General features: G+C 71.8%; 16 protein-coding genes and 2 pseudogenes. 6 read left to right on the top strand and 12 right to left on the bottom strand.

Annotated elements, in window-relative coordinates; genetic code table 11:
• Positions 1-6 precede the first annotated feature (6 nt).
• Positions 7-1602, bottom strand: coding sequence for an acyl-CoA carboxylase subunit beta (locus tag ACR68M_RS32755; protein WP_441247775.1), 1596 nt, complete (start codon positions 1600-1602; stop codon positions 7-9).
• Entirely contained in the window at positions 1599-3224 is a 1626-nt protein-coding gene (locus ACR68M_RS32750; protein WP_441247774.1) for an acyclic terpene utilization AtuA family protein, read from the bottom strand. Before ACR68M_RS32750 ends, ACR68M_RS32755 begins: the two co-directional genes overlap by 4 nt.
• Positions 3225-3665: 441 nt before the next feature.
• Here ACR68M_RS32750 and dsbA point away from each other — a divergent pair.
• From dsbA to ACR68M_RS32730, 4 genes and pseudogenes are all read left to right on the top strand, one after another.
• A pseudogene (gene dsbA / locus ACR68M_RS32745) lies at positions 3666-4232 on the top strand (thiol:disulfide interchange protein DsbA); the annotation flags it as partial.
• A 208-nt stretch (positions 4233-4440) separates the two neighbouring features.
• Entirely contained in the window at positions 4441-5265 is an 825-nt protein-coding gene (locus tag ACR68M_RS32740; RefSeq protein ID WP_441247773.1) for a TnsA-like heteromeric transposase endonuclease subunit, read from the top strand.
• Positions 5262-7508: a transposase gene (locus ACR68M_RS32735; RefSeq protein WP_441247772.1), complete on the top strand. Its 2247-nt coding sequence runs from the start codon at positions 5262-5264 to the stop codon at positions 7506-7508. Before ACR68M_RS32740 ends, ACR68M_RS32735 begins: the two co-directional genes overlap by 4 nt.
• Positions 7505-8773, top strand: coding sequence for an AAA family ATPase (locus ACR68M_RS32730; RefSeq protein WP_441247771.1), 1269 nt, complete (start codon positions 7505-7507; stop codon positions 8771-8773). Before ACR68M_RS32735 ends, ACR68M_RS32730 begins: the two co-directional genes overlap by 4 nt.
• 101 nt (positions 8774-8874) lie before the next feature.
• Here the strand turns inward: ACR68M_RS32730 and ACR68M_RS32725 are convergent, their stop codons facing one another.
• The gene (locus ACR68M_RS32725) at positions 8875-10368 is read right to left on the bottom strand and encodes an ISL3 family transposase (RefSeq protein WP_441247770.1); all 1494 of its coding nucleotides are present in this window, start codon (positions 10366-10368) and stop codon (positions 8875-8877) included.
• A gap of 226 nt (positions 10369-10594) precedes the next feature.
• Here ACR68M_RS32725 and ACR68M_RS32720 point away from each other — a divergent pair.
• Positions 10595-10966, top strand: a pseudogene (locus ACR68M_RS32720) (TniQ family protein); the annotation flags it as partial.
• Here ACR68M_RS32720 and ACR68M_RS32715 read toward each other — a convergent pair.
• Complete coding sequence (locus ACR68M_RS32715; protein WP_441247769.1) at positions 10924-11073, bottom strand: hypothetical protein; 150 nt, start codon at positions 11071-11073, stop codon at positions 10924-10926. The pseudogene ACR68M_RS32720 and the gene ACR68M_RS32715 overlap by 43 nt on opposite strands.
• Before the next feature lie 63 nt (positions 11074-11136).
• Here ACR68M_RS32715 and ACR68M_RS32710 point away from each other — a divergent pair, with 63 nt between their 5' ends.
• Positions 11137-12444, top strand: coding sequence for a hypothetical protein (locus ACR68M_RS32710; protein WP_441247768.1), 1308 nt, complete (start codon positions 11137-11139; stop codon positions 12442-12444).
• Between the two features lie 161 nt (positions 12445-12605).
• Here the strand turns inward: ACR68M_RS32710 and ACR68M_RS32705 are convergent, their stop codons facing one another.
• From ACR68M_RS32705 to ACR68M_RS32670, 8 genes are all read right to left on the bottom strand, one after another.
• Positions 12606-13403, bottom strand: a complete 798-nt coding sequence (locus ACR68M_RS32705; protein ID WP_441247767.1) for a hypothetical protein — start codon at positions 13401-13403, stop codon at positions 12606-12608.
• A gap of 25 nt (positions 13404-13428) precedes the next feature.
• Complete coding sequence (locus ACR68M_RS32700; RefSeq protein ID WP_441247766.1) at positions 13429-15561, bottom strand: protein kinase domain-containing protein; 2133 nt, start codon at positions 15559-15561, stop codon at positions 13429-13431.
• Entirely contained in the window at positions 15558-17759 is a 2202-nt protein-coding gene (locus tag ACR68M_RS32695) for a protein kinase domain-containing protein (protein ID WP_441247765.1), read from the bottom strand. The genes ACR68M_RS32700 and ACR68M_RS32695 overlap by 4 nt, the downstream gene beginning before the upstream one ends.
• Positions 17760-17921: 162 nt before the next feature.
• A complete protein-coding gene (locus ACR68M_RS32690; RefSeq protein ID WP_441247764.1) occupies positions 17922-20249 on the bottom strand; it encodes an FtsX-like permease family protein in 2328 nt (775 codons plus the stop codon).
• Positions 20246-20998: an ABC transporter ATP-binding protein gene (locus ACR68M_RS32685; protein ID WP_441247763.1), complete on the bottom strand. Its 753-nt coding sequence runs from the start codon at positions 20996-20998 to the stop codon at positions 20246-20248. Before ACR68M_RS32685 ends, ACR68M_RS32690 begins: the two co-directional genes overlap by 4 nt.
• Positions 20998-21522: a PadR family transcriptional regulator gene (locus ACR68M_RS32680; protein WP_441247762.1), complete on the bottom strand. Its 525-nt coding sequence runs from the start codon at positions 21520-21522 to the stop codon at positions 20998-21000. Before ACR68M_RS32680 ends, ACR68M_RS32685 begins: the two co-directional genes overlap by 1 nt.
• A gap of 103 nt (positions 21523-21625) precedes the next feature.
• Positions 21626-22885 carry an MFS transporter gene (locus ACR68M_RS32675; RefSeq protein ID WP_441247761.1) on the bottom strand — a complete coding sequence of 420 codons (1260 nt, stop codon included), beginning with the start codon at positions 22883-22885 and terminating at the stop codon, positions 21626-21628.
• Positions 22876-23388, bottom strand: coding sequence for a MarR family winged helix-turn-helix transcriptional regulator (locus ACR68M_RS32670; RefSeq protein ID WP_441247760.1), 513 nt, complete (start codon positions 23386-23388; stop codon positions 22876-22878). Before ACR68M_RS32670 ends, ACR68M_RS32675 begins: the two co-directional genes overlap by 10 nt.
• Between the last annotated feature and the right edge of the window lie 24 nt (positions 23389-23412).

Here is a 23412-nt window from a genome sequence, read left to right as displayed (position 1 = left end):
GTACCCCTACATCCGGAAGACGCCGTAGCCGCGCGCGCCCTCGACCGGGGCGCTGTGGATCGCGGAGAGGCAGATACCCAGCACGGTGCGGGTGTCACGGGGGTCGATGACACCGTCGTCGTAGAGCCGGCCGGAGAGGAAGACCGGCAGCGACTCCGCCTCGATCTGCTGCTCGACCATGGCCCGGATCGCGGCGTCGGCGTCCTCGTCGTACGGCTGCCCCTTGGCGGCGGCCGACTGGCGGGCGACGATCGAGAGCACTCCGGCGAGTTGCTGCGGGCCCATCACGGCCGACTTGGCGCTCGGCCAGGCGAACAGGAAGCGCGGGTCGAAGGCCCGTCCGCACATACCGTAGTGCCCCGCACCGTACGACGCGCCCATCAGTACGGACAGGTGCGGCACGGTGCTGTTGGCCACCGCGTTGATCATCATCGCGCCGTGCTTGATGATGCCGCCCTGCTCGTAGGCCTGGCCGACCATATAGCCGGTGGTGTTGTGCAGGAAGACCAGCGGGATGTCGCGCTGGTTGGCCAACTGGATGAACTGGGCAGCCTTCTGGGACTCGGCGCTGAACAGCACTCCCTGGGCGTTGGCGAGGATGCCGACGGGGTAACCGTGCAGATTCGCCCAGCCGGTGACCAGGCTCGGGCCGTAGCGGGGCTTGAACTCGTCGAAGTCGGAGCCGTCGACCACCCGGGCGATCACCTCTCGCGGGTCGAACGGCACCTTGAGATCGCCGGGCACCACGCCGAGCAGCTCCTCCTCGGCGTACTTGGGCGGCTCCGAAATGCCCGGCGTCGGGCCGGACTTGCGCCAGTGCAGCCGATGCACGACCCGCCGGGCGATCCGCAGCGCGTCGGGCTCGTCCAGCGCGAAGTGGTCGGCCAGACCGGAGACCCGGGCGTGCATGTCCGCACCGCCGAGCGACTCGTCGTCGGACTCCTCGCCGGTGGCCATCTTGACCAACGGCGGACCCCCGAGGAAGACCTTGGCCCGCTCCTTGACCATCACGGTGTGGTCCGACATGCCGGGCACGTACGCGCCGCCGGCGGTGGAGTTGCCGAACACCACGGCGACAGTGGGGATTCCGGCGGCCGAGAGCCGGGTGAGGTCGCGGAAGAGCGCGCCGCCGGGGATGAAGATCTCCTTCTGGCTGGGCAGGTCGGCGCCGCCGGACTCGACCAGGTTGACCAGCGGGAGCCGATTGCGCAGGGCTATCTCGTTGGCTCGCAGGGCCTTGCGCAGCGTCCACGGATTGCTCGCCCCGCCGCGCACGGTCGGGTCGTTGGCGGTGATCACGCACTCGGCGCCCTCGATCACGCCGATGCCGGTGACCAGCGCGGCTCCGACGGGGTGGTCACTGCCCCAGGCGGCCAGCGGGGAGAGTTCGAGGAACGGCGAATCCGGGTCGATCAGCAGCTCGATCCGCTCCCGGGCCAGCAGCTTGCCCCGACTGCGGTGGCGCTCCACGTACTTGGGGCCGCCGCCGGCCAGGGCCTTGGCGTGTTCGGCGTCCAGCTCGGCGAGCCTGGCGAGCATCGCGGCCCGATGGCCCGCGTACTCGGCCCCGGAGACGTCGAGTTGGGTGGGCAGCAGCGTCACAGCAGGGCCTCCGGTAGGTCGAGATGGCGGGCGCGCAGCCACTCCCCCAGGGCCTTGGCCTGTGGGTCGAAGCGCTCCTGGGCGGCGACGCCCCGGCCGAGCAGGCCGGTGAGAGTGAAGTTGACCGCGCGCAGACCGGGGAGAAGTTGCCTGCTGATCTCCAACCCTGCTGCTTCCGGCAGGAGTTCGCGGATCAGGTCGACGGTGAGGGTGTGCGCGAGCCAGCGCCAGCCCGCCTCGGTGCGGGCCCAGACCCCGAGATTGGCGTCACCGCCCTTGTCGCCGCTGCGGGCACCGACCACCCGGCCGAGCGGGGCCCGCCTGGTCGGTCCCGGCTCCAAGGGCGTTGGCAGTGGCGGCTGTTCGGCCTCGGCCAGGACCCTCGTGGTGGCGGGCGCTGGGATCAACCGGGTGCTGCCGTCGGGCAGGGCAGCCGTGTGAGCGACCAACTCGGCTTCGACGTATGCGGCTTCGAAGACCCCGTACGGGGCCCCCGGACCCGGCAGTGCGGCGAGGTGAAAGCCCGGGTAGCTGGCCAGGCCGAGTTCGACGGCGGCGGCGCCGACCGCCCGGCCGACGGTCTGCTGGTCGACATCACGGACGGCCAGGTGCAGCAGCGCGGACGCAGTCTCCTCGGTGGGGGCGTCGGAGTGGTCGGTGCGGGCGAGCGTCCAGCGGACGTCGGCGGGCGCCGGGTCGAGGGCGGCCGTGAGCTGCGCCTGCACCAGCTCGGCCTTGGCCTCGATGTCCAATCCGGTGAGCACGAAGACGAGTTCGTTCCGCCAACCGCCGAGCCGGTTGAGCCCGACCTTCAGCGTGGGCGGCGGGGCCTCACCGCGTACGCCGTCGATCCTGACCCGGTCGGGCCCCTCCTGGGCGAGGCGGACGGTGTCGAGGCGCGCCGTCACGTCGGGCCCGGCGTAGCGGGCCGGGCCGGTCTCGTACAGGAGCTGCGCGGTGACGGTCTCGGTGGTGACGGCTCCGCCGGTGCCGGGGTGCTTGGTGATCACGCTGCTGCCGTCGGCGTGGAGTTCCGCGATCGGGAAGCCTGGGCGGCGTACGTCGTGCTCGCCGAAGAAGGCGTAGTTGCCGCCGGTCGCCTGCGCCCCGCACTCCAGCACGTGCCCGGCGACGACCGCACCTGCGAGGGCGTCCAGATCGCCGGCGCCCCAGCCGAAGTGGGCGATCGCGGGGCCCGCCACGAGCGCGGCATCGGTGACCCTGCCGGTCACCACGATGTCGGCGCCGCCACGCAGGCACTCGGCGATCCCGAACGCCCCGAGGTAGGCGTTCGCGGCGAGCAGCCCTCCCGGGAAGCCCAACTGCTCTGCGCGAGACAGCAGATCGTCCCCCTTGACGTGCCCGACAGCAACGGCGATGCCCTGCTTGTCCGCCAACTCGCCGATCGCAGTGGCCAACCGCTCGGGGTTGAGACCCCCTGCGTTCACCACGACCCGGACACCGCGCTCGACCACGAGCCCGAGGCTCTCCTCCAGCTGCCTCAGGAACGTTTTGGCGTACCCGAGTTGGGGGTCCTTGAGCCTGTCCCGGGCGAGGATCAGCATGGTGAGTTCGGCGAGATAGTCCCCGGTGAGGACGTCCAGCGGCCCGCCGGTCAACATCTCCCTGAACGCGGAGAACCTGTCCCCGTAGAACCCCGAAGCATTGCCGATCCGCAACACCGCACGCCTCCCCAGCCGCCCGCCTTCGGGCAGCAGCCTGGCACCGGCCCACGAATAAAGCAAGCATGCATGCTTGTTTCTTCCAGAAGGCGGACTGGCGCCTTCTGCGCATGGCTGTGACCGGAATCGATAGTTGGCCCTTGGAAGAGCTTGTTGGCCACTGCGAGGGTCGGACTACAGCGGGTAGTCAACGTGAGGCCGGCCCCAAGGGGTGACGGCGGGGAGCTGGGGCCCTTGCAGTGCCCTACCAAGCCCGCCCGGAGTCCGCACCGAGTTCCGGAAGTCTGCCGTACGTTTCCTGACGGCATGTCATGATCGCTCCACGCTGGCCTCCGGGCCGTGACACCCACGATCATCGCCAGAGAGATGGAGCCGACCATGGCAGACCCGACCGCCGGCAAGGAATACGTCGCACTCTCCAACGCGGTCCCGGTGAGCGTTCCCGGCAAGATCGAGGTCGTGGAGCTGTTCTGGTACGGCGCCCCCCACTGCTACCACTTCGAGCCCACCATCAACCCCTGGGCGGACAAGCTCGCCAAGGACGTGAACTTCAAGAGGGTGCCGGCAATGTTCGGCGGCCCGTGGGACGCGCACGGGCAGATGTTCCTGACCCTCGAAGCCATGGGAGTGGAGCACAAGGTCCACGCCGCCGTCTTCGACGCGATCCAGAACCAGCGCAAGCAGCTCGTCAAGCCCGAGGACCAGGCCGACTTCCTCGCCACCCAGGGCGTCGACAGGGACAAGTACCTCGCCACCTTCAACTCCTTCACCATCAACGGCCAGGTGCGGCAGGCCAAGGAGCTGGCGAAGAAGTACGAGATCACGGGCGTCCCCTCCATGGTCGTCAACGGGAAGTACCGCTTCGACCTCGGCACGGCCGGCGGCCCGGAAGGTGTTCTGAACGTGGCAGATGCTCTGATCGCCAAGGAGCGCGCCGCCAAGGCATGACACCCGACTCCGGAGGCAGCGGGTAGTCGGCCTGCCTCCGGCTTGCCGGGCCCCGGCAGGGTGCAGGCGGCAGCGCCCTCGAACCGGACCGCTTCGCAGTCGGCGGGGCCCGGCCGCACCGTCCGACACTTCGCCCGATCTTCACTCGAACGGGTGAAGATCGGGCTTCTCGGCCAGCTCATGTCAGCGGGGATGCTGGGCTTGTCGCATGAGCGTGTGGACCGGGCCCGGCATTCGTTCGGACCAGTGCGATCTCACCGCGCTGGCCGAAGGCTTCACCCTCGGTGACGACCACCGCGCCCGGCTGCTGCTGGGCGAGGACTGGCCCCGGCGCTGGGCGACGACCTGGCTGTTCGACGGCAGCTCGGTCGTCTGGCCGGTCAGGGACCTGGGCTCGGTGCCGGTGCTGGATTCGCAGCCTTGCCGCCGGTTCACCTGGCGGGCCCGGCAGCGGCACCGGCCGGGGTTGGAGTTCATGGTCTCCACCGGCCGGCAGCACGGTTTTGAGTCGTTGGAGGAGCGCGAGCTGCTGCGGGCCTTGGACTTCGTGCGGGTCCGGGAGGTGCTGCCGCAGCCGTTCCGCCTGGATTTCGAGCACAGCGGCGGCCGCTCGGCCCACGTCCCGGACTTCCTGGCGCTGATGCCGGACGGCATCTGGCTGTTCGACGTCCGCCCGGCCGACTTGGTCCGCGACGACGACGTGCTGAAGTTCGCCGCGACTCGGGAGGCCGCCGCGGCTGCGGGCTGGCGCTACACCGTGGTCACCGGCTGGCACCCGCACGTCCAGGGAGTGCTGGACGCATTGTCGGCCCGGCGGCGCCCGCGCAAGGACCCTCTCGGCCTGCGCGCCGAGCTCCTGGCGGCCGCCGGGAAGGGGCCGTTGCCGTTCGGGGAACTGGTACAGGCCACTGCTTGGCCGGAGCTGGCGCGGACCGAGGCGGTCCATCTGCTCTGGCACCGCCGGCTCGGCCTGGACCTGGCATCTCCGCTCGGTGACCGTTCCCTGGTCTGGCCGGCCGGGCGGCGGTCGTGAGCCGCGGCGTCCTGGTGCTGGCGCCCGGGGTCGCTCTGGAGCTCGGCGGCGTCCGCTTCACCGTCGAGGAGCTGGAGCCGCACCTTGGCCGGGTGACCCTGAAGGACGCCGACGGAACGCTCAGCCGACGGTCGCTTCGGTGGCTGGCCGCCCGCACCGACGTCCGTCCGCTCGCACCGGAAGGCGGCGCCGGGCGGCCGTCCCGGGACCGGCGGGGCACGGTGGGCTCCGACCTGACGCCCGAGCAACTGCGGCGGGCCCGGATCCGGGCCGAGCACGTGCTGGAGACCGAGACCGGGTTCCGGGCCGGGCATCCCGAGCGGGCCCTGCCCGGAGAGCCCCGGCCGGGCTTCGATCCGCGGACGACCACCGTCACCGAGCGGCGCCGGGCCAAGGCCGCCGAACTGAAGGCGATGCCGGCGCTCGAAGCGGAAACGCTGGGGCTGCGGTTCATGAGCGAGCGCACGCTGCGGCGCCTGGCCGTCCGCGACGGGGAGGACCTGGTGCTGGCCTGCGCGGACGGCCGCTGGCTGCGCGAGGGCGGCGGCCGACCCAGCGTCACGGCGGAGATCCGGGAGGGGATCTTCGCGGTCCGCGAGGAGTTCCTGCGCCGCTCGCGGATGACCATGGCGGCCCGGCACCGGCTGCTGCACCAGTGCGTCCACGAGGTGTTCCCGGACTTCCCGGCCGAGAAGGTGCCGTGCGGCAAGACGCTGGCGGCGGTCTGGCGGGAGTGGTTCGGCCCGGACGGCTCCCGCCAGCGCTACGTCCGCACTGCCGAGATCGCCGAGGCCGGGCGGCGCCTGGTGGTCCACCGGCCCGGCCAGGTCGTCGCGCTGGACTCGACACCGCTGCCGGTGAAGGTCCGCGAGCACGTCTTCGGCGAGCCGGTGTCCGTGGTGCTGTCGCTGGCGCTGGACCTCTACACCCACTCGATCGTGGCGTTTCGCCTCACCCTGGTGTCGGACACGTCGGTGGACATCGCGATGCTGCTGCGGGACGTGATGATGCCGCTGCCGATGCGCGCGGGCTGGGGCGAGGACATGGAGTGGCCCTACCCCGGCGCCCCGGCCACGCTGGTCGCCCAGTTCGCCGGGCACAAGGTCGCGGCCCTGCCGTTCTTCGCCCCGGAGACGGTCACCACCGACCACGGCGGCCCCTACAAGAGCCACGAGATCGTCGCGGCTGAGCGGGCGATCGGTTGCTCGATCCTGCCCGCCCGCACCCTGCGGGCGCACGACAAGTTCGCCGTCGAGCGGGCGTTCTCCTCCGTCAAGACCCTGCTGCTGGAGCACCTGCTCGGCTTCACCGGCACGGACGTCGCCGACCGCGGCGAGGACCCGGAAGCGGACGCGGTGCTGACGATCGAGCAGATGGAGCACCTCGTCGCGACCTGGGTCGTGAGGGTCTGGCAGCGGCGCGAGCTGGGCGAGTACGCGCCGGCCTGGGCACCGGGAGAGAAGCACAGCCCGAACTCGCTGTTCGCGGCCGCCGCCACGCAGGGCGGCCTCGACCTGGAGATCCCCTCCCCCGAGCTCTACTACAAGCTGCTGCGGAGCCACCACGTCAAGATCCACCCGGCCCGGGGAGTGAAGATCCTCGGGCTCTACTACCACCACCCGGTGCTGGAGGAGGAACGATTCCGCGGCCGTTCCTCCCGCGGCGGGCAGCACAAGGGCGAGTGGGTGGTCCGCAGTGACCGAAGGGACCGGCGCCAGGTGTTCTTCCAAGATCCTGACCGCCCCGACGACTGGCACACCCTGCGCTGGAACGGGCTGCCGCCCGAGGGCGAGGTTCCGGCGTTCTCCGACGTCAACGCCCAGGCTCTGCTCGCCGAGGTCCGCCGCCGCGGGCTCGCCCCGCGCACGGACGCCGAGCTGCTGCCGGTGCTGCTGGACATCCTCGGCTCCGTGATCCCCGTCTCCCAGTGGCCCTCACAGATGCCGAAGCGGGAGAAGACCGCACGCTCGCGTCAGGCCGCGCAGGCCGCGCAAGCCGTCGCCGACCGGCCCCGCCCTCCCGCATCCGCACCGGTCGAGGAGGCGAAGGTGGTCGCCTGGCCCCGGCAGGCGGAAGGCGTCCGGGACGCGGTGGACGCCGAGCGACGCCGCCGGCGCGAGGCCGCCGTCACCGGGCGGCCCACGCCGCCGCCCCGCCTCGGCGAGGGCCTGCGGCGGCGGAACCTGTTCCTGCTGCCGGACGAGGAAACCGACGCCGGGACGAACCGGGAGGAGAACGCGTGAGCGAGCCTCTCAGCTCGGTCGAGGTGCTGGCCAGGCTGATGCGCAAGCCTCCCAGGCGGGACACCTTCCCGGGCTGGCAGCACTTCCGCACCACCCGGCGCGACTTCGTGCCCGCACCGAGGATCACGATCGACCAGTGGCGCACGATGAGCCCCGCCGACAGGGCGTTTCACGACATGCACCGCACCGCGACCCACGTGAACCTGCCCTTGCAGGAGACGCCGATGGCACTGAAGGTCTCGCGCCTGGTCAACCGCAGGATCAACAACAACACCTGGAAGCAGACCTCCCCGACCCTGTCCGGGGTGATGGTCAACGGCCTGGGCTATCACGGCAAGACCGAGACGATCTGCGAGGTCACCGCCGCGTTCGAGGACCAGTGGCTGGCCCTGCACGACCGCGTCAACCCCAGCGCCCGGCCCGGCAGCCGGGACCTGCACGCCCCCGTCGCCCATGTCCAGACCCCCGTCACCGCGAAACCGAAGAGCACCTGCGAAGCGATCCTGAACTTCTTCGGCGCCCCCACCAAGGGCCTGACGCTGCCGCAGCTCGTCAAGACGGTCGCCGACTCGCTGGACGACCACGGAGTGCGGGCCCTGGTCCTGGACGACATCACCCGCCTGCGCATGCACCGCCTCGACGACCAGGACGTCCTCGACCTCATCCGGGCGTTCATGAGCATGAACGTCACCCTGATCCTGGTCGGCGTCGACATCCCGGGCTCCGGCCCGCTGCGGGAGGCCAGCTGGGACGCCGAGCACCGGCAGTGGGTGATGCCGCCCGCGACCCGCGCCCGCAGCTTCGGCCGGGAGCCCACCCAGACCGAGCACCGCTTCGACCTGGTCGACCTCGACCGCTTCCGCTACACCACCCCCCAGCAGATCCAGGCGTTCCAGGACCACCTCGTCGGCATCGAGGACGGCCTTCGCCTCTTCCGAGCCGAGCCCGGCATGCTCACCACCGGCTCCATGCCCGAATACCTGATGCGCCGCACCGGCGGCGTCGTCGGCCTGCTCGCCCGCCTCATCGAGGACGGCGCCCAGGAAGCCATCGACAGCGGCCACGAACGGATCGACGAGTCCCTGCTGGACGAGATCGTCCTCAGCCTCGACGACCCCACCCGCGACCCGGGCGCCGGTGAGATTCCCGCCATCGACGGCCTCGACCACCAACCCGCTCCCGCCGGCCGCAAGAAGAGCCAATGGCGCCCGCGCAACACCGTCTTCGACGACGCGGGCCCGGCCGCAGCCGGAGCGGGGGCCTGATGGCGGCCGGTGACGACTGGCCGGACGTGCTGCCGCGCAGTCTCGTCCCGCTGTCGGCGTACGGCTGGAGGTGGCTCTGGCGAGATTTTCGTAGCTGGAGATCATCCAGGGTCATTAGCAGGTCGGGTCGCGTACCGGCGGCGTAGGCGGGCGAGCAGGACGACCCGATGTCGGAGCAGTGGGACGCCCGCGCGGCCTCCCATCATGCGTTTCTGGAGCTTCACGTCGGTGATCCGACCCTCGTTGACCCCGGAGTTGTGTGGGGTGGTGATGCCTTGGGCAACGGCGTGCTGGTCTTCGCGTAGGGCTGCGGCGATGCCGGTGAGGGGCGCCAGCCCGCTACTGGCAAGTCGCTCGAGCCAGTCCGGCAGTGGTGTGGCATCGCGGGTGTCGAGCATGGCGGCGAACTCGCGGACCAGGCCGTGGGTGAGCCGGAGTTCCGGGCAGTGTTCGAGCAGTCGATGCAGACGTTCGGCGGTCTGGAGGCCGTGCCGGTCGGGACCGGTGATGATCCAGCGCGCGGCTTCGCGTGGGGAAGGCGGTCGTTCGCGGGGCTCGTCCAGGGGCAGGCCGCGCCTGAGGGGTGCGAGGGCCATCTTCACGCGCTGGTAGTGGCCCAGGTAGCCCTTGCCCACGAGTTCCTGATGAAGGATCACCGCGTTGCGCTCGCCCTCGTCCCAGCGTTGCTGCAGGTAGTCAAGGTAGGGGTCAAGAGTGGACGGGCGCCGGGGAGCCCGCCGAATGATCTCCTGCCAGGTACGGGCCCGGACGTACTTGCGCACCGTGCGGCGGTCCAGACCGAGCTCACGGGCCACGGAGCTGTGGGAGCGACCGGTGCCGGCGAGTGCCTGCACGGCTTCGAACAGCCGCCGCGCGTGTTGCACGGCCGGACCGTCCACCTCCCCAGCACCGACCTCCCCCGTTCCAGTGGGCTCCGGCCCGGCGGAATCAGGCGCGGGCAGCGCGGCGGTCAGGCAGCCGCGGTGAGCGGCGGCGATGTCCTGGACGCGCCGGGACAGGCCCTGCCAGAGATGGAAACGGTCGCTGACCTGGACCGCGTCGGGGGCGCCGGCGGCGATTCCCTGCCGGTAGGTTAGCGATCCGTCCCGGCAGGCGACCTCGACACCGGGATGCTCGCGCAGCCACCGGCTCAGCTGTTCGGCGTCCCTGCCCTCCCAGAGCGTCAGCGGGAGCCGTGTCGTTGCGTCGACCAGGAGGGTGCCGTAGGTGTCGCCGTAGAGCGCGAAGTCGTCCACCCCCAGCACCCGAGGCGTGACCAGCGGTGGCAGCGGCACCCGCATCAGCTGGGAGAGCACGGCGGACCGCGAGAGTGCGATGCCCAGGATGCTCAGCATCCGGGCCCCGCCCCGGCCGGCCAGCACCACGCCGACCGCCTCGACCAGCTCCTGCAGCAGCGGGGTCCGCCGCTGGTAGCGCATCGTCAGCCCCGGCACCTGCTCGGCGAAGGTCACCTTCGAGCAGGCCGGGTTCTGGCAGTACAGACGCCGCACGCCCAAGTCGATCCGAACCGGCCTACCGCCGACCGTCGTGTCGGCCAGGTGTCGCACGTACCGGCTGTGAACCCACTCGCTCACCGCCCCGCATCCCGTACACGGCACCGGGTTCCGGGACCGGGTACGGGCCTGGACCAGCACGACGGGACCAGAAGTATCGACCGAGACCACCGACACCCCGGCCAAGTGCGGCAACAACGCCGCAAGTTCAACGGAACACCATCACAGGCTGCCCGCCGCCAAGACGAAACGATCTCCGGCTACGAAAATCTTGCCAGAGCCACTCTGACGGGTACGCCGACACCCGCTGCCCGACGAGAGCCTGCCCGGCTTCGTCCTTCGGCTCTCCCACCGCCTGGACCTGGTCCCGGGCCGGCTGCTGCGCAAGGCCCGGCTGACCGGCCTCGGCGTCGTCTCCTCGAACGGGGCGCCGACCAGGCACCTGCTGGTGCTGGAGCCCGGCCCGCTGGAGGCATTCGCCCGCCTCACCCGCCTGAGTACCGAGGAAGCGCAGGCACTGACCCTGGCGAAGTTCGCCGGCCGCCACCCGGCCGTCGGCGAGGCACTCGCCCGCCCCGGCGCCGTCCGGCGTCCCGTCACGACCGTCAGGCCGGGGCTCTGGCTGGCCTCAAGCCGCTACTGCCCGCGCTGCCTGGCGGGCGACGGCAGCCAGGTCCAGCAGCGCCACGGCGGGCCCTGGAAGCTCCACTGGCGGCTCGCGACGGTCTTCGCCTGCTCGACCACCAGGTCCTTCTGGAGCACCTCTGCCCCGACTGCGGGCAGCACGCCTTCGGCGCGGGCCGCTGGTCGAACACGCAGCGCCTGCTGCCCGCCCTGGGAACACCCGGCATGCACCCGGCCCAGTGCCGGGCGGGCCTGGACCGCGACGGGGCCATCGCCGTCTGCGGCAGGCGCCTGGACACCGTCACCTCTCGCCCGCTCACCGGCCCTCTCGCCGCGTTGCAGCGCAAGATCCTCGGCTTCACCACGCCGGAAGGCGGCCCCGCCCGGCCCGATGCGATCGGCGACTTGCAGATCATGGCCGCGATCGCCGCCGGAACCTGGCCCCTCGCCGCCGTCCGCTCGCCCGTTGATCTCCCGCCGGGCCTGGACCAGCTGCTGAACCCTCCCGACACCGCCGAGGGCGCCACCCGATGCGACGAACTGCCGGCCGACGCCGAGGCGACCGCAGCACTGCTGGCCATCGCCGACGCCATCCTGGACCAGCCCCGCGCCGTCGTCCGGCAGGACCTCGACCACCTGCTGCGGACAGCCGGCCCTCGCAGTGACCGGCAGTGGGGCACGACCTGGACCCGCCTGCCGACCCGGTGCTCGAACGCGGTCCGCCAGGACGTCCTGCTGGTCACCGACCACCTCCGCCAGCCTCCCCGAAAGCAGTATCCCGAGCCGCCCGCGGCCCCTGTCCTCGCAGTCGCCCAACGCGGCTACCTGCCCGAACACATCCCCCAGCGCATCCCCGGCAGCTGGGTGAACATCCTGTTCGAACACGGCGCGCAGAGATCCTTGCGGGCCTGCCAGGACCGGAGGTTCCGCCGCGCGGTCTCCGTCCAGCTCGTCCAAGCCGCCACCGGCCTGTCCTTCGAGAAGGCCACCAGATTCCTGGGCATCCCCGCCGCCTGGCTCCCCCAGAACGACCTCATGCTGTCGGCGACCGCCTACCAAAGCGGCCAGAAGGCCCGCCGGACAGCACTCGCCAACGCCTTCGAGGCACTCGCACGACATGTCTCCCGCACTCCCGCCCCCACCGACTACCACCGGCGCAGGACCAGCTTCTCGTTCTGGCACCTGCGCGCGAACGAGTGGCAGACCGTCCTGGAGCACCTCCCACCGCCCCCTGAAGAGCTCCCGGTCCACCCCGGCAGCCCGCTCCATCTCGGCGCGTCAGCACACATCTGGTCAGCGCTCACCGGCAGCGAATGGGACCTCGCCCCCTGCTTCAGGCCCCCGTTCTCCTCCGAGCGGCCCCTGCCGCTGAACAAGGCTGATCGGCCGCAGCAGGCCATCCTCGAACTCATTCACGACCCCGCCGACGACGCCTTCTGGACCCGCCTGCGGCAGGCACTCAACGAGTGCACCCGCAGCCATCTCCAGCAGGCCGACCAGGCGCACGCAGGCCCAGCCACTGACTCTGCGTGATGAATCAGGGCCGGACTGGCCAACTACGGACTCCCAGGATGGCCAACTAGCTATTCCAGGTCGGTCACGACCGGCCCGGAGCAGCAGCTCTGCGGCCAACTATAGATTCCGGTCACAATGGCAGCCGAGCAGCCGAGCGCCCAACTCCCTGTACCTCGAGCTCACGTCGTGATGAGCGTGCCCAACACATCCTGAGCGCAGGCGGTCGCGGCGGCTTCGGCGGTCGCAACCGGGACGTCTTTCAGGGTGTAGCCCGACCTGGTGAGAGCGTCGTAGCGGATGGTGATGAGCGCGTTGCGCTGGAGCACCAGGAGATCGACGTGCCCGAAGCCGCTCACGGTGGTGTAGAGCAGAGTCGCCTGGTCACCGAGGCCGGGAACGACCCGGTCGTCAGTGATCTTCATGCCGGTGGTGGTGGCCATCGTCCGGTCAGTGGTCAGCATCTGCTGGTAGACGCCTTCCGCGAGCGGGGAGAGTATGACGCTGACCCTCATGTCGGTCGAGCCGGAGCCCCTGCTCACCCAGTTCCCACCCGAAATGGTCGTACCTCCGACCGTCGTCTGCTCGAGGCAGGTGGCGCCCTTGGCGTAGCGGTCGACCGTCTCCGGGCGCAGCAGCGCACAGCCTTTGACCAGAGTGGTGTAGGCCGCCGTGGCAGGGCTCTCCGGACCGGAGGACGACGGCGCGGCCGAGACGGTCGGCGTGACGCTCGCCGTGGCGGTCGGTGCGGCCGTCGCCGGGTGGACGAGGTTGGCGACCAGGCTCAGTGCGAGCGCTGCGGTGCCCGCGCCGGCCGTGATGCCTCCGAGCAGCCAGGTCCACCGCCGGGCGGGACCGGCCGGGCGCAGGTCCGCCGGGTCGGGGAGGGTGGCCGGAGTGGCCTGTCCCGGCAGGAAGCGGGTTGCCGCGACGGTCGGCAGTGGCTCTGTTGCGGGCGGGGTGTCCTCGATGTCGGCCATCTCGTGGTGAACCCTTCGAAGAGTGTCAGCTGCTGGGCAGGTGGTAGGCGGTCAGAGTGCTCCCGTAGCCGACCAGTAGGGCCGAGTCCTGGGCGAGGACCTGTGGGTCTCCTGGCTGCCGGGCGAAGGTCTGGTGCCACTGCGGGGTACCGGCGGCGGCGGTGAGCGCCTGCAGGGTGATACCGCCGGTGGCGGTGGGCACGGTGGCGAGGACCAGCTTTCCGGCGGCGCCCCGCACCGTGGCGGTGCCCTGGGCCGGCCGCCAGGTCCATGCGGTGCGCCCGGTGCGCAGGTTGACACCGGAGGCGCCCTGCGGCCCGCCGGTCACGACCACCCCTCCTGCGTCCGTGCACCCGGTGATGGAGCCGGTGTGTGAGCCGCTCCAGAGTCGGGTGCCCTGGACTGTGTCGAAGGCCGCCGTGGCGACCCTCCCGTCCGTGGCCGTCGTCGAGACGACCGGAAGGCAGGTGACCACTCCTTGGCGGAGCGAGAGCGAACCGTTGTACCCACCGGAGAGCATGGTCGCGGAGGCCGACGGAAGACCGGTGGGACGGCTCCAGAGGGTGGCCCCGTCCCGGCCGTCCACGGCCAGGAGGGCGAGATCCGCCGCCAAGGCGTACAGGCGGGTACCGGTCGGCGGCGCGTACAGGTCCTGGGCGTCGAGCGACCAGCGCCGCCGCCCGGTCCCGCTGTCGAGCGCCACGAAGTGGAACGCGCCGTTCGCGGTCCCGGTCGGGCCGTTGAGGAGCATGACGACCAGCAGTCCGGCCGAGGCCATGCCCTGGAGACGGTAGGAGGTACCGAGCGCGGCTCCGGTCCACAGCTGGCCCCCGGTGGCCGCGTCGTAGGCGCGCGGTGCTCCGTCCTCCCCGGTGACCAGCAGCAGGCCGGGCATCGGCAGTGCGACGGACTGCGCGCCGGGAACGGTGTCGGTCGAACGCCAGAGCGTGCCGCCGCTGCGCGCATCGCGCGCCTGCACCGAGCCGTCGGAGTCCACGGTCCATACCCGGGTGCCGTCGCCGACCGGGAGGATTCCGGTCTCTGCGGTGCTGCTCCACAGCGTCCGACCGTCGGTGCGGGCGTAGCCGACCAGGCCCGTGCGGTCCGCGCACACCACTGCTGCCGGTCCACAGGCGACAGGGGCCATTCCGGCCCGCGGAGGCGTGACCGACCAGACCGTCGGGGGCGTGCCTCCGGCCGGGCCGGGCCACAGTGCCCGGGTGACACCGCCCGCAGCAGCCGTGGCCAGCAGGGCTCCGCCGAGGACGACCAGCCGACGCCGGGTGCCGTTCGGATCGTTCAGCACCCGGGTCAGTTCGCGCTCGCGTCGGCGTACGGTCAGCTCGGCCCCGCCCATCCAGTCGGTGCCGACCGCCGGACCGTACCGGAAGGCTGCGGCGAGTTCGGCCGGGGCGGGCCGCCGGGCCGGGTCCCGGTCCAGGCAGCGCACCAGCAGTCCCATCAGTTCCGGCGGTACTCCGTCGAGGTCCGGGGGTTCCTCGGACGCGCGGTAGACCAGCACCGCCGGTGGTCCGTCGCCGAAGGGTGCGCGGCCGGTTGCCGCGAACGCCAGTACCGCGCCGAGCGAGAACAGGTCGCTGGCAGGGGTGAGATCCTGGCCCGCCGCGTGTTCGGGTGACATGAACCCGGGTGTGCCGATGATCTCGCCGCTCGCGGTGGGCAGCACGTCGGCCATCGGTTTGCTGATGCCGAAGTCGATGACCCTCGGGCCGTCCCGGGTGACCAGGATGTTCGAGGGCTTCAGGTCCCGGTGGATGATCCGGGCGCGATGGATCGCGGCGAGTGCCTCCACCAGCCCCGCCCCCAGCGCCTGCAGCGCGGGCCCGGCGAGTGCGCCGTGCCGTGCGACGGCTTCGTGCAGCGACGGACCGGCGACGAACTCGGTCGCCAGCCAGGGGAGTTCCGCTTCGGTGTCGGCATCCACCACCGCCACGGTGTAGGCCCCGTTGACCGCCCTGGCCGCCGCCACCTCCTGGGTGAACCTGCGGCGGAACTCGGCGTCGGCCGCGTACTGGTGTTGCACGGTCTTCACCGCGACGGGGCGTCCGCTGTCGGTGGCGGCCAGGTAGACGTCGCCCATGCCCCCTGCACCGATCCGTCGCAGGATGCGGTACGGACCGACCGTCTGCGTGCTCATGCTCCGCCGGCCCGGAAGGCGCGCAGTGTGGTGGCCGAGGCACAGTAGAGCGTCCCGTCTGCGGCCGCAGTGGTCCACTGGCCCTCGTCGGAGGCCGCTCGCGCCACCCAGCGGATCGCGCCGTCCGCGGCATCCAGCACGGCCGCTCCTGACGGTCTGGCCATCAGGGGGACGCCGAAGAAGCCGTCTCCTGCGGACGGTGCCCGGAAGTCCATGCCTGTCCCCGGATCGGTCGTCGTCTCCACGACGGTGTGCCACAGCCCCTTGCCGGTCGTGACATCCAGGCAGAAGGCGGTACCCAGGGCCCCGGACAACAGCAGCTTGCCGGTACCGAGCGCGCAGCCGAAGACCACCTGCGGAACGGACGGAGACGTCCAGCGTTGCTGGCCGGTGGCCGGGTCCAGGGCGACGACCGCCTGGCCGTGGACGACCAGCAGCAGTCCACCCGTGCGTAGCAGCCGCGCGGGCACCCCGGTGTTTCCGGAGGTGACGCCGGTGGCCTGCCATTGGGACGCGCCGGTTCGCAGGTCCACAGCATGTACGGCGCCGCTGACCTCGTAGTAGCAGCGGCTGTCGGCGACCAGACCCATCGAGCTGCCGGAGCCGCTCAGCAGCGACTCCATGTCGCGGGCCGTGTTCATCGCCATGTCCTGGGCGACCTCGTGCTGCCACAGCACGTTCCCACTGCCCAGGTCGGCCCCGACGACGACTCCGCCGCCGGTGAGGGACGTCTGGTGGGCGAGTACCACCGTCCGGCTGTCCGCACCGAACACCCGCATGCTCATCGCGGCGTAGGTGCGTTGCGCGGTGGGCACGGTGAGCGGGCTCCGATGGCCCTCGTCCTTGGCGTTCAGCCACACCAGGCTTCCGAAGTCCATGGACGTCCCGTAGATCAGGTCGTTCTGCACCTGGAAGAACTGGATGTCCTGCTGGGACCAGACCTGACGCCCCGTCGAACCGTCGAAGCCGAGCGCGCCCATCCCCTGCGTCCACCACACCGGGGTGGACCCGAGAAGGGACAGCTGGTGATCCAGCGTCAGACCACTGACCGGATGGCTCCACAGCGGCGCCGGCGCGACGGGCGACGAGCTCGCAGCTCCCGCTTCAACTCCCCACGCGCTCAACGGCTTTCCTACCGTCGCCGCGCCACCGGCCACCTGTGCCCGACGGGTGAGCAGCAGCGGCACGCCGATCGCGGCAGCCACCCCCACGCCAAGCCCGGCGCCGAGGCCGAACAGGCTGCGGCGGTTGAGCGACTGCCACGTCCGCACCGGCAGCGCGGGCGGATCGGCGGGCGGAGCAGCCAGGTCGACATCGGCCTGCCTCTCCCGGGCATCGAGGTCGGCGAGCAGCCCCGGGCTCAGCATCGCCGCCGGATCGGCCGGGGCCAGGGCGCCCAACACGGTCGTCGCGGTGGGTCGTCGGGCGGGATCCTTGTCCAGGCACGCGGCCACCACGGGGCGCAGCGTGGCGGGCACTCCGGAGAGGTCGGGCTCCTCGTACACGACCCGCCAGTTGATCTGCGCGGGCTCGCCGCCACCGAACGGGGTGCGGCCGGTAAGTGCGTACACCAACAGGCAGCCGAGCGAGAACATGTCCGCTGCCGCTGAGGTCACGGAGGCGGAGACGATGCGCTCGGGGGCGATGTATCCGGGTGTGCCGCACACCATGCCGGTCCGGGTCAGGTGGGTGGCCTCGAAGGCGCGGCTGATCCCGAAGTCGATGACGCGCGGCCCGTCCCGTGCGATGAGCACGTTGCCCGGCTTGAGGTCGCGGTGCACCACTCCCGCCGCGTGGATCGCCGCCAACGCCTCGGCGAGAGCGGCTCCCAACGACCGTGCCCCCGCCTCGCCCAGGGTGCCGAACCGCATGACCACCTCGCTGAGCGTCGGCGCAGGTAGGTAGGACGTGGCCATCCAGGGCCGACGGCCGCGCGGCTCCGCATCCACCACAGGTGGCGTATGAAAACCGGTCACCCGCCTGGCGGCCTCGACCTCTTGCTGGAATCGACGCTGGAACTGCGGGTCTTCGGCGTACTCGCGCCGGATGACCTTCACCGCGAGCAGCCTCAGACCCGGCGAGCGGGCGAGGTACACCTCCCCCATCCCGCCCTCGCCCAAGGGCCGCAGCAACTGATGCGGGCCGACGAACACAGCCTGCCGCCCCCGCGTGCCCTCGGCGTCCCCGTCGGCAGCCACCAAGCCTCCCCAAGTGTGTTGCCATCACCGCAGACAGACACAGTGACACGTACAACTCATCTGGCGGTCGCCTTTCACACAATGGTCCGGCCTTCAAGCGATTCCGGTTTCATTTAGCGGTGGTGCACCGCGACGCAGGCCGGACCGGCTCGTCCGGACCTCCTACTCGTAGCGCAGACCCGCCGGCTTGGTCCGGCGCCAGAGCACCGGCAGGCTCAGGGCCGTGATCAGCAGCACCACTGCCGCGCCCGCGCCGGTCATCAGGGCGATGTCGCCCCAGCCGAAGGCGATCGGCAGCTTGGCCAGGAAGAGCAGTGCGGTGCCGAGCGCCAGGCCGGAGGCCACGGCGAGCGCGAGGCCGAGGGCGACCGGGACGATGCTCTGGCAGAGCAGGGCGCAGGCCAGTGTGCGGGTGCGGGTGCCGAAGGCGGTGAGTATCGCCAGGGTGCGCCTGCGCTCGCGCAGTTGCTCCAGGAGGCCGACCAGCATGCTGGCGCCGATCAGGGTCAGGATCGTCACCGTGCCGGCCGTCAGGGCGTTGCGTACGCCGACGAACTGCGGGTCCGGCAGGCCGCTCGTGGGGTTGTGCACGCTGCTCTCCACGCTGATCAGCGCCGCGTCCGTGCGGATCCGGTCCTCGGCGTCGGGCGTGCCGGGCAGCGGGTGCACCTCGACTCGGGCGTTCTGGGAGCGCAGCAGGGCGGCCGGAAGCACGGACGGTGTGGCCAGGACGGTGTCGGAGTAGTGCGGGCGGCCGTCGCCCGTGGACCGTTCGACCGTGGCGCGGGAGGCCGGCAGCTGCCAGGTGCTCTCCGGTTGGCCGAAGGACTCCAGGTGTACCTGTCCGCCGGCCGCGAGCGGGCTGTGGCCGGCCGCGGCGGACTGCAGGCCCAGGGTGGTGAACACGTCACCGTCGGCGCAGTCGGTGATGTGGTTCGTGGCTTTCAGGGTCGCGCAGTCGGCCACCCGGATGGTGAACAACTGGTCGCCCGCGCTGGCGTAGATGTCGGTGTAGCCGGTTGCGTCGGCGACTCCGGGGCTGTGGCGCAGCCGGTCGGCGAGTTGCCCGGCACGGTCGCCGGCTGCTTCGAAGCTGACGGACAGCAGTGTGCGGTCCATGGTGGCGAGTTCGGCCGGAGCCGGGCTGCGCGCGGCGGCGAGCGAGCCGAGCAGGGTCTGCAGGGCGATCGCGCCGGCCACCGTCACCACGATGCCGGTCACCGGCCGGGCCGCGCTCTCCGGGCTGAACCGCAGTCGGCCGAGCGCCAGTTGCCAGGCCGGCGGCCCGCTGACCCGGCGCAGCGCGCGGGAGGCCAGCGCGACCAGCGGCGGCAGCAGCAGGGTCGCACCGACCAGGAGCAGGAGCAGGCCGACGATCAGGATGGCCAGGGCCTGGTTGCTGTCGAGCGAGACGAGCTTGCCGCGCTGGGTGAAGAGCAGGCCGAGGCCGAGCAGTGGCAGCAGCACGCGCCACCAGGTCGCCGGTCGCCGGGTCTCGGCGCCGCGCAGCACGCCGAGCGGTTCGGCGGCGATCCGGCGCATGGTCAGCATGGTGACGGCGACGGCCAGCAGCGGGACGGCGACGAGTACCAGGGCCGCCAGCACCGGCTGCGGTCGGATGTCGTCGGCGAAGATGCTCAGCCCCGCGATGGTCACCTTCGCCACCAGCTGACGGCCGACCAGGAAGAATACGGTGCCCAGCCCCAGACCGATCAGCGCGCCGGCCAGCGACTCGCCGGCCGAGATCCGCGCGGTGGTGGAGCGGTCGGCGCCCGCCAGCCGCAGGGCGGCCAGCCGGCGGTCGCGCGCCTCGCTGCCGAATCGGGCTGCGGCGGCGACGAACACGGCCACCGGGCTGAGCAGGATCACCAGGCCGGCCACGGTGAGCAGCAGCAGAATCGGGTCGGTCGGCTTGGGCGGCAGCTCGTCCTCGAAGTGGTCGATCCGCAGCGTCGACGGATCGGTGTCGGCCAGCTTGTCGCTGCCCAGGTAGAAGGCGTAGTCGCCGGGCCCGGCCAGGCCGGCGGGGCCGATCGTGCCGGTGATCGGCTGGGGGTAGCGCTCGCGCAGCAGCGCTGCGCCGGGCGAGCGCAGCAGCTCGGCGAGGGCCGGCGAGACGGCGATCGTGCCGGGGGCCGGGTAGGCGCTCAGGCCCGGCGGGAGCGGGGAGTTCGGCCCTTCGGGCTGGACGATCCGGCCGAAGAAGTCCTGGCCGTGGTATCGGCCGCGGGCGTTGTGGATCAGCAGGCTGTGGTCGGAGCGCGGTGCGATGTCGGCGGAGACCACCGCGCCGCTCTGGGTGCGCAGCTTGTCGTCACGGTGCTCGCGGACGGTGGGGAAGGAGGCGGCCAGCAGCAGCGTCGCCACACCGAGGCCGACGCCTATCGCGGTCAGCGCGGTGCGCAGCCGGCTGTCCCGGCCGCCGGTGAACGCCAGTCGCAGGCCGAGCGCCAGGTCGGTGACCAGACGGGAGAGCGGACGATCGGTCATCGGTTGTCCCCCAGCTCACGACTGCCCCCAGGCTCACGGGTGCACCCGTCGCGCACCACGATCTCGCGGTCCGCGTAGGCGGCCACCCGCATGTCGTGGGTGACCAGCAGCACGGCCGCACCGGACTCCCGGGCGGCGGCCATGAGCAGCGCCATCACCTGCTCGCTGCGCAGCGAGTCGAGCGCGCCGGTCGGCTCGTCGGCGAAGATCACCGCCGGCTCGGTGACCAGCGCGCGGGCGATCGCGGCCCGCTGGCCCTGGCCGCCGGACAGCTCGCCCGGCCGCTTGTCGGCCAGGTCGGCCACGTCCAGCCGCTCCAGCCACTCCCTGGCCCGCTCCTCGGCGGGGCGCCGACGCATGCCGTTCAGCCGCAGCGGGAGTGCCGTGTTCTCCAGGCAGGAGAGTTCGGGCACCAGCTGGCCGAACTGGAAGACGAAGCCGAAGTCGGCCCGGCGCAGGGCGCTGCGGGCGCCGTCGGAGAGGGTGGCCAGATCCTGGCCGCGGTAGCTGACGGTGCCGGCGTCGGGCCGGATCAGGCCGGCCAGGCAGTGCAGCAGGGTGGACTTGCCGGAGCCGGAGCTGCCCAGTACGGCGACCAGCTCGCCGGGGCCGATCTCCAGCGAGGCGCCGTTCAGGGCCTGGGTGAGTCCGAAGCTCTTCCGGATGTCGGTGGCGGCCAGCAGCGCGCCTTGGGCAAGCGGTCCGGCGCTGCAGGCGGTGGCGGCGGCGGTAGCAGCAGGGGTGGACATCAGGTGCGCACCTTCCTGGCCAGGTCGTCGAGCCGGGCCGCGGTCAGCTCCAGCCAGCGGAGGTCGGCCTCCAGGTGGAACAGCGCGTGGTCGCAGAGCAGTTGGTCGGCCAGGTCGCCGGCCAGCTTGCGGCGGGTCAGGTCGCGCATGTGGCGCAGGTGTTCGGTGCGCTGGGTCTCCAGCACCTCCTGGGCCGGGCGCCCGGTCAGCAGGGCCAGCACCACCTTGGTGTAGAGGGTGCTCTGCAGGTAGGAGGCGGGGCTCTCGGGCTCGGCCAGCCAACGGGCGACGTCGGTGATCCCGGCCTCGGTGATCACGTACCGCTTGCGCTCGGGGCCCTCGCCCTGCTCGGGGTCGCACGCCTCGACCAGGCCGTTCTTCAGCAGCCGGGAGAGCGTCGCGTACACCTGGCCGTAGGGCAGCGAGCGGGCCTGGCCGAACTGCTCGTCGTAGGCGCGCTTGAGGTCGTAGCCGTGGCTCGGACGGGACTCCAGGAGCCCCAGGATGGTGTGACCTAGTGACATACGGGTCACTATACACACGGTGTATACACCGAAGGCAGAGTGGGGCGACCCCGACTGACGCCATGTCCGGTGCGGTGGCGAGGGGCTGCGGTTACCGTCGGACTCAGGCAGGCTGTTGCTGCTGCCGCAGCTGCGGAGGCACGGCCGATGATCGGCGCAGGCCTGGTGTGGTGGCTCCCACCAGGGCGACGGCGCAGATGCAGAGCAGGCCACCGGTGACCAGGGCGACGGCACCTGACGTGGCGTCCGCGAGGAGGCCGCCGCGCATGTTGCCGATGTCGGGGCCGGCCTGCCCGACGATCTGTTCGGCGGCGCTGACGCGGCCGAGCAGGTCGCCGGGGGTCTGGGTCAGGACGATCGTGCTCCGGGACACCACGGCAACGGTGTCGGCGGCGCCGGCCAGGGCCAGGAGGGCCAGCCCGACCCACGGGCTGGGCGTCAGGCCGAACAGGGCGAGGGCCGCTCCCCAGGTGGCCGATCCGCCGAGCATGACCAGCCCGGGGCGGGGAAGCCGGGCAAACGTCCCGGAGAGGAGGGACGCGGCGACGCCGCCGACCGCGAGCGCGGTGAGGAACAGCCCGAGGGTGCGTGGGTCGCCGCCGAACCGCTCGGCGTTGACCAGGGGGAACAGGCTGATCGGCATCGACAGCACGGTGGCGGCCAGGTCGGTGAGCAGGGCTCCGCGAATGACGGGGGTGCGGACCAGGAAGGCCAGGCCGTCCGCGACTCCTCGCAGGCCGGGCCGGGCGGGCTCGCCTCCGGGGCTCAGCCGGGGCAGGCCGAACGCGCCGTAGAACGCGGCGGCGAAGCTGAGCGCATCGATCAGGTAGCAGCTGCCGACGCCGAACCGGCCCGCGATCAGCCCGCCCAGTGCGGGGCCCAGGAGCATGGAGCCCTGAAAGGCGATCCGCCTCAGCACCAGCCCGGCGGCCAGCTGATGTTCGGGCAGCAGGTGCGGGATGAAGGTGCGGGAGGCCGGAGCGCCGCCGGCCGCGAAGCAGGACTGTGCGGCGACCAGCGCCAGCACTCCCACGGTCGGAAGGCCACCGAGCAAGCCCTGAAGGGCGAGCAGCAGCGAACACGCCGCCTGCCCACCGGTCGTGACGAGGTAGCACATCCGCCGGTCCACCCGGTCGACCAGCGATCCGGCGAACAGCCCGAGCACGACGAGGGGAATGGCCTGGGCCAGGCCGACAGCGCCGGTCCACGCGGTGCTCCTCGTCTCCTGCCAGACCTGGAACATCACGCCGACGAGCGTCATCTGGCTGCCGAACCCGGAGAGCCCCTGGCCGATCCACAGCCGCCGGAAGGCGGGCGACGAACGCAGCGGAGCGACGTCCAGCAGCGCACCCCTCAGCCCCATTCGGGGTCCTCCGCCAGCTTCTCGGCGATCCGGTCGTGGAAGCCCTTGCGCTCCAGGGCCCGCTCGATGTCGGCGGTGACCCGGCTCAGCGGGTACGGGATCTCGGCCTCGATGTCGGCGAGGGCGGCCTCCGTCGCCCGCCACTCCGCCGCCAGGCGGCCGACGATGCCGCGGGCCTCGTCCGTGAGCGCCACCTTCTTGCTCCGCGCGTCATCCCCGGCGACGGTGTGGACCCAGCCGGCCGCGCGCATCGCGGCCACCTTCTGGCTGAGCGCCGAGTGCGTCCGCTCGACCGACTCGGCCAGCTCGGTGATGCTCATCGGCCCGCAGGCGTGCAGCCGGAGCAACTCCATGACGAAGCTCGGCTTCAGCCCGGGGATCGGCGCATTCGCGTAGATCCGGCCGATATCCGCGTCCATCGACGCCTGGAGCAGCCGCAGGGGCCGCCAGAGGCTCTGCCGGGTGGGATCGAGGGCGGGGTCCGGGGCGGGGTCTTCGGCCATGGCCGTATCGTAACAGGGCTTATA

The organism is Kitasatospora sp. McL0602, assembly GCF_052076145.1.
In the GTDB taxonomy this organism is placed as follows: domain Bacteria; phylum Actinomycetota; class Actinomycetes; order Streptomycetales; family Streptomycetaceae; genus Kitasatospora.
This window is presented reverse-complemented; position numbering and strand designations above follow the sequence as displayed.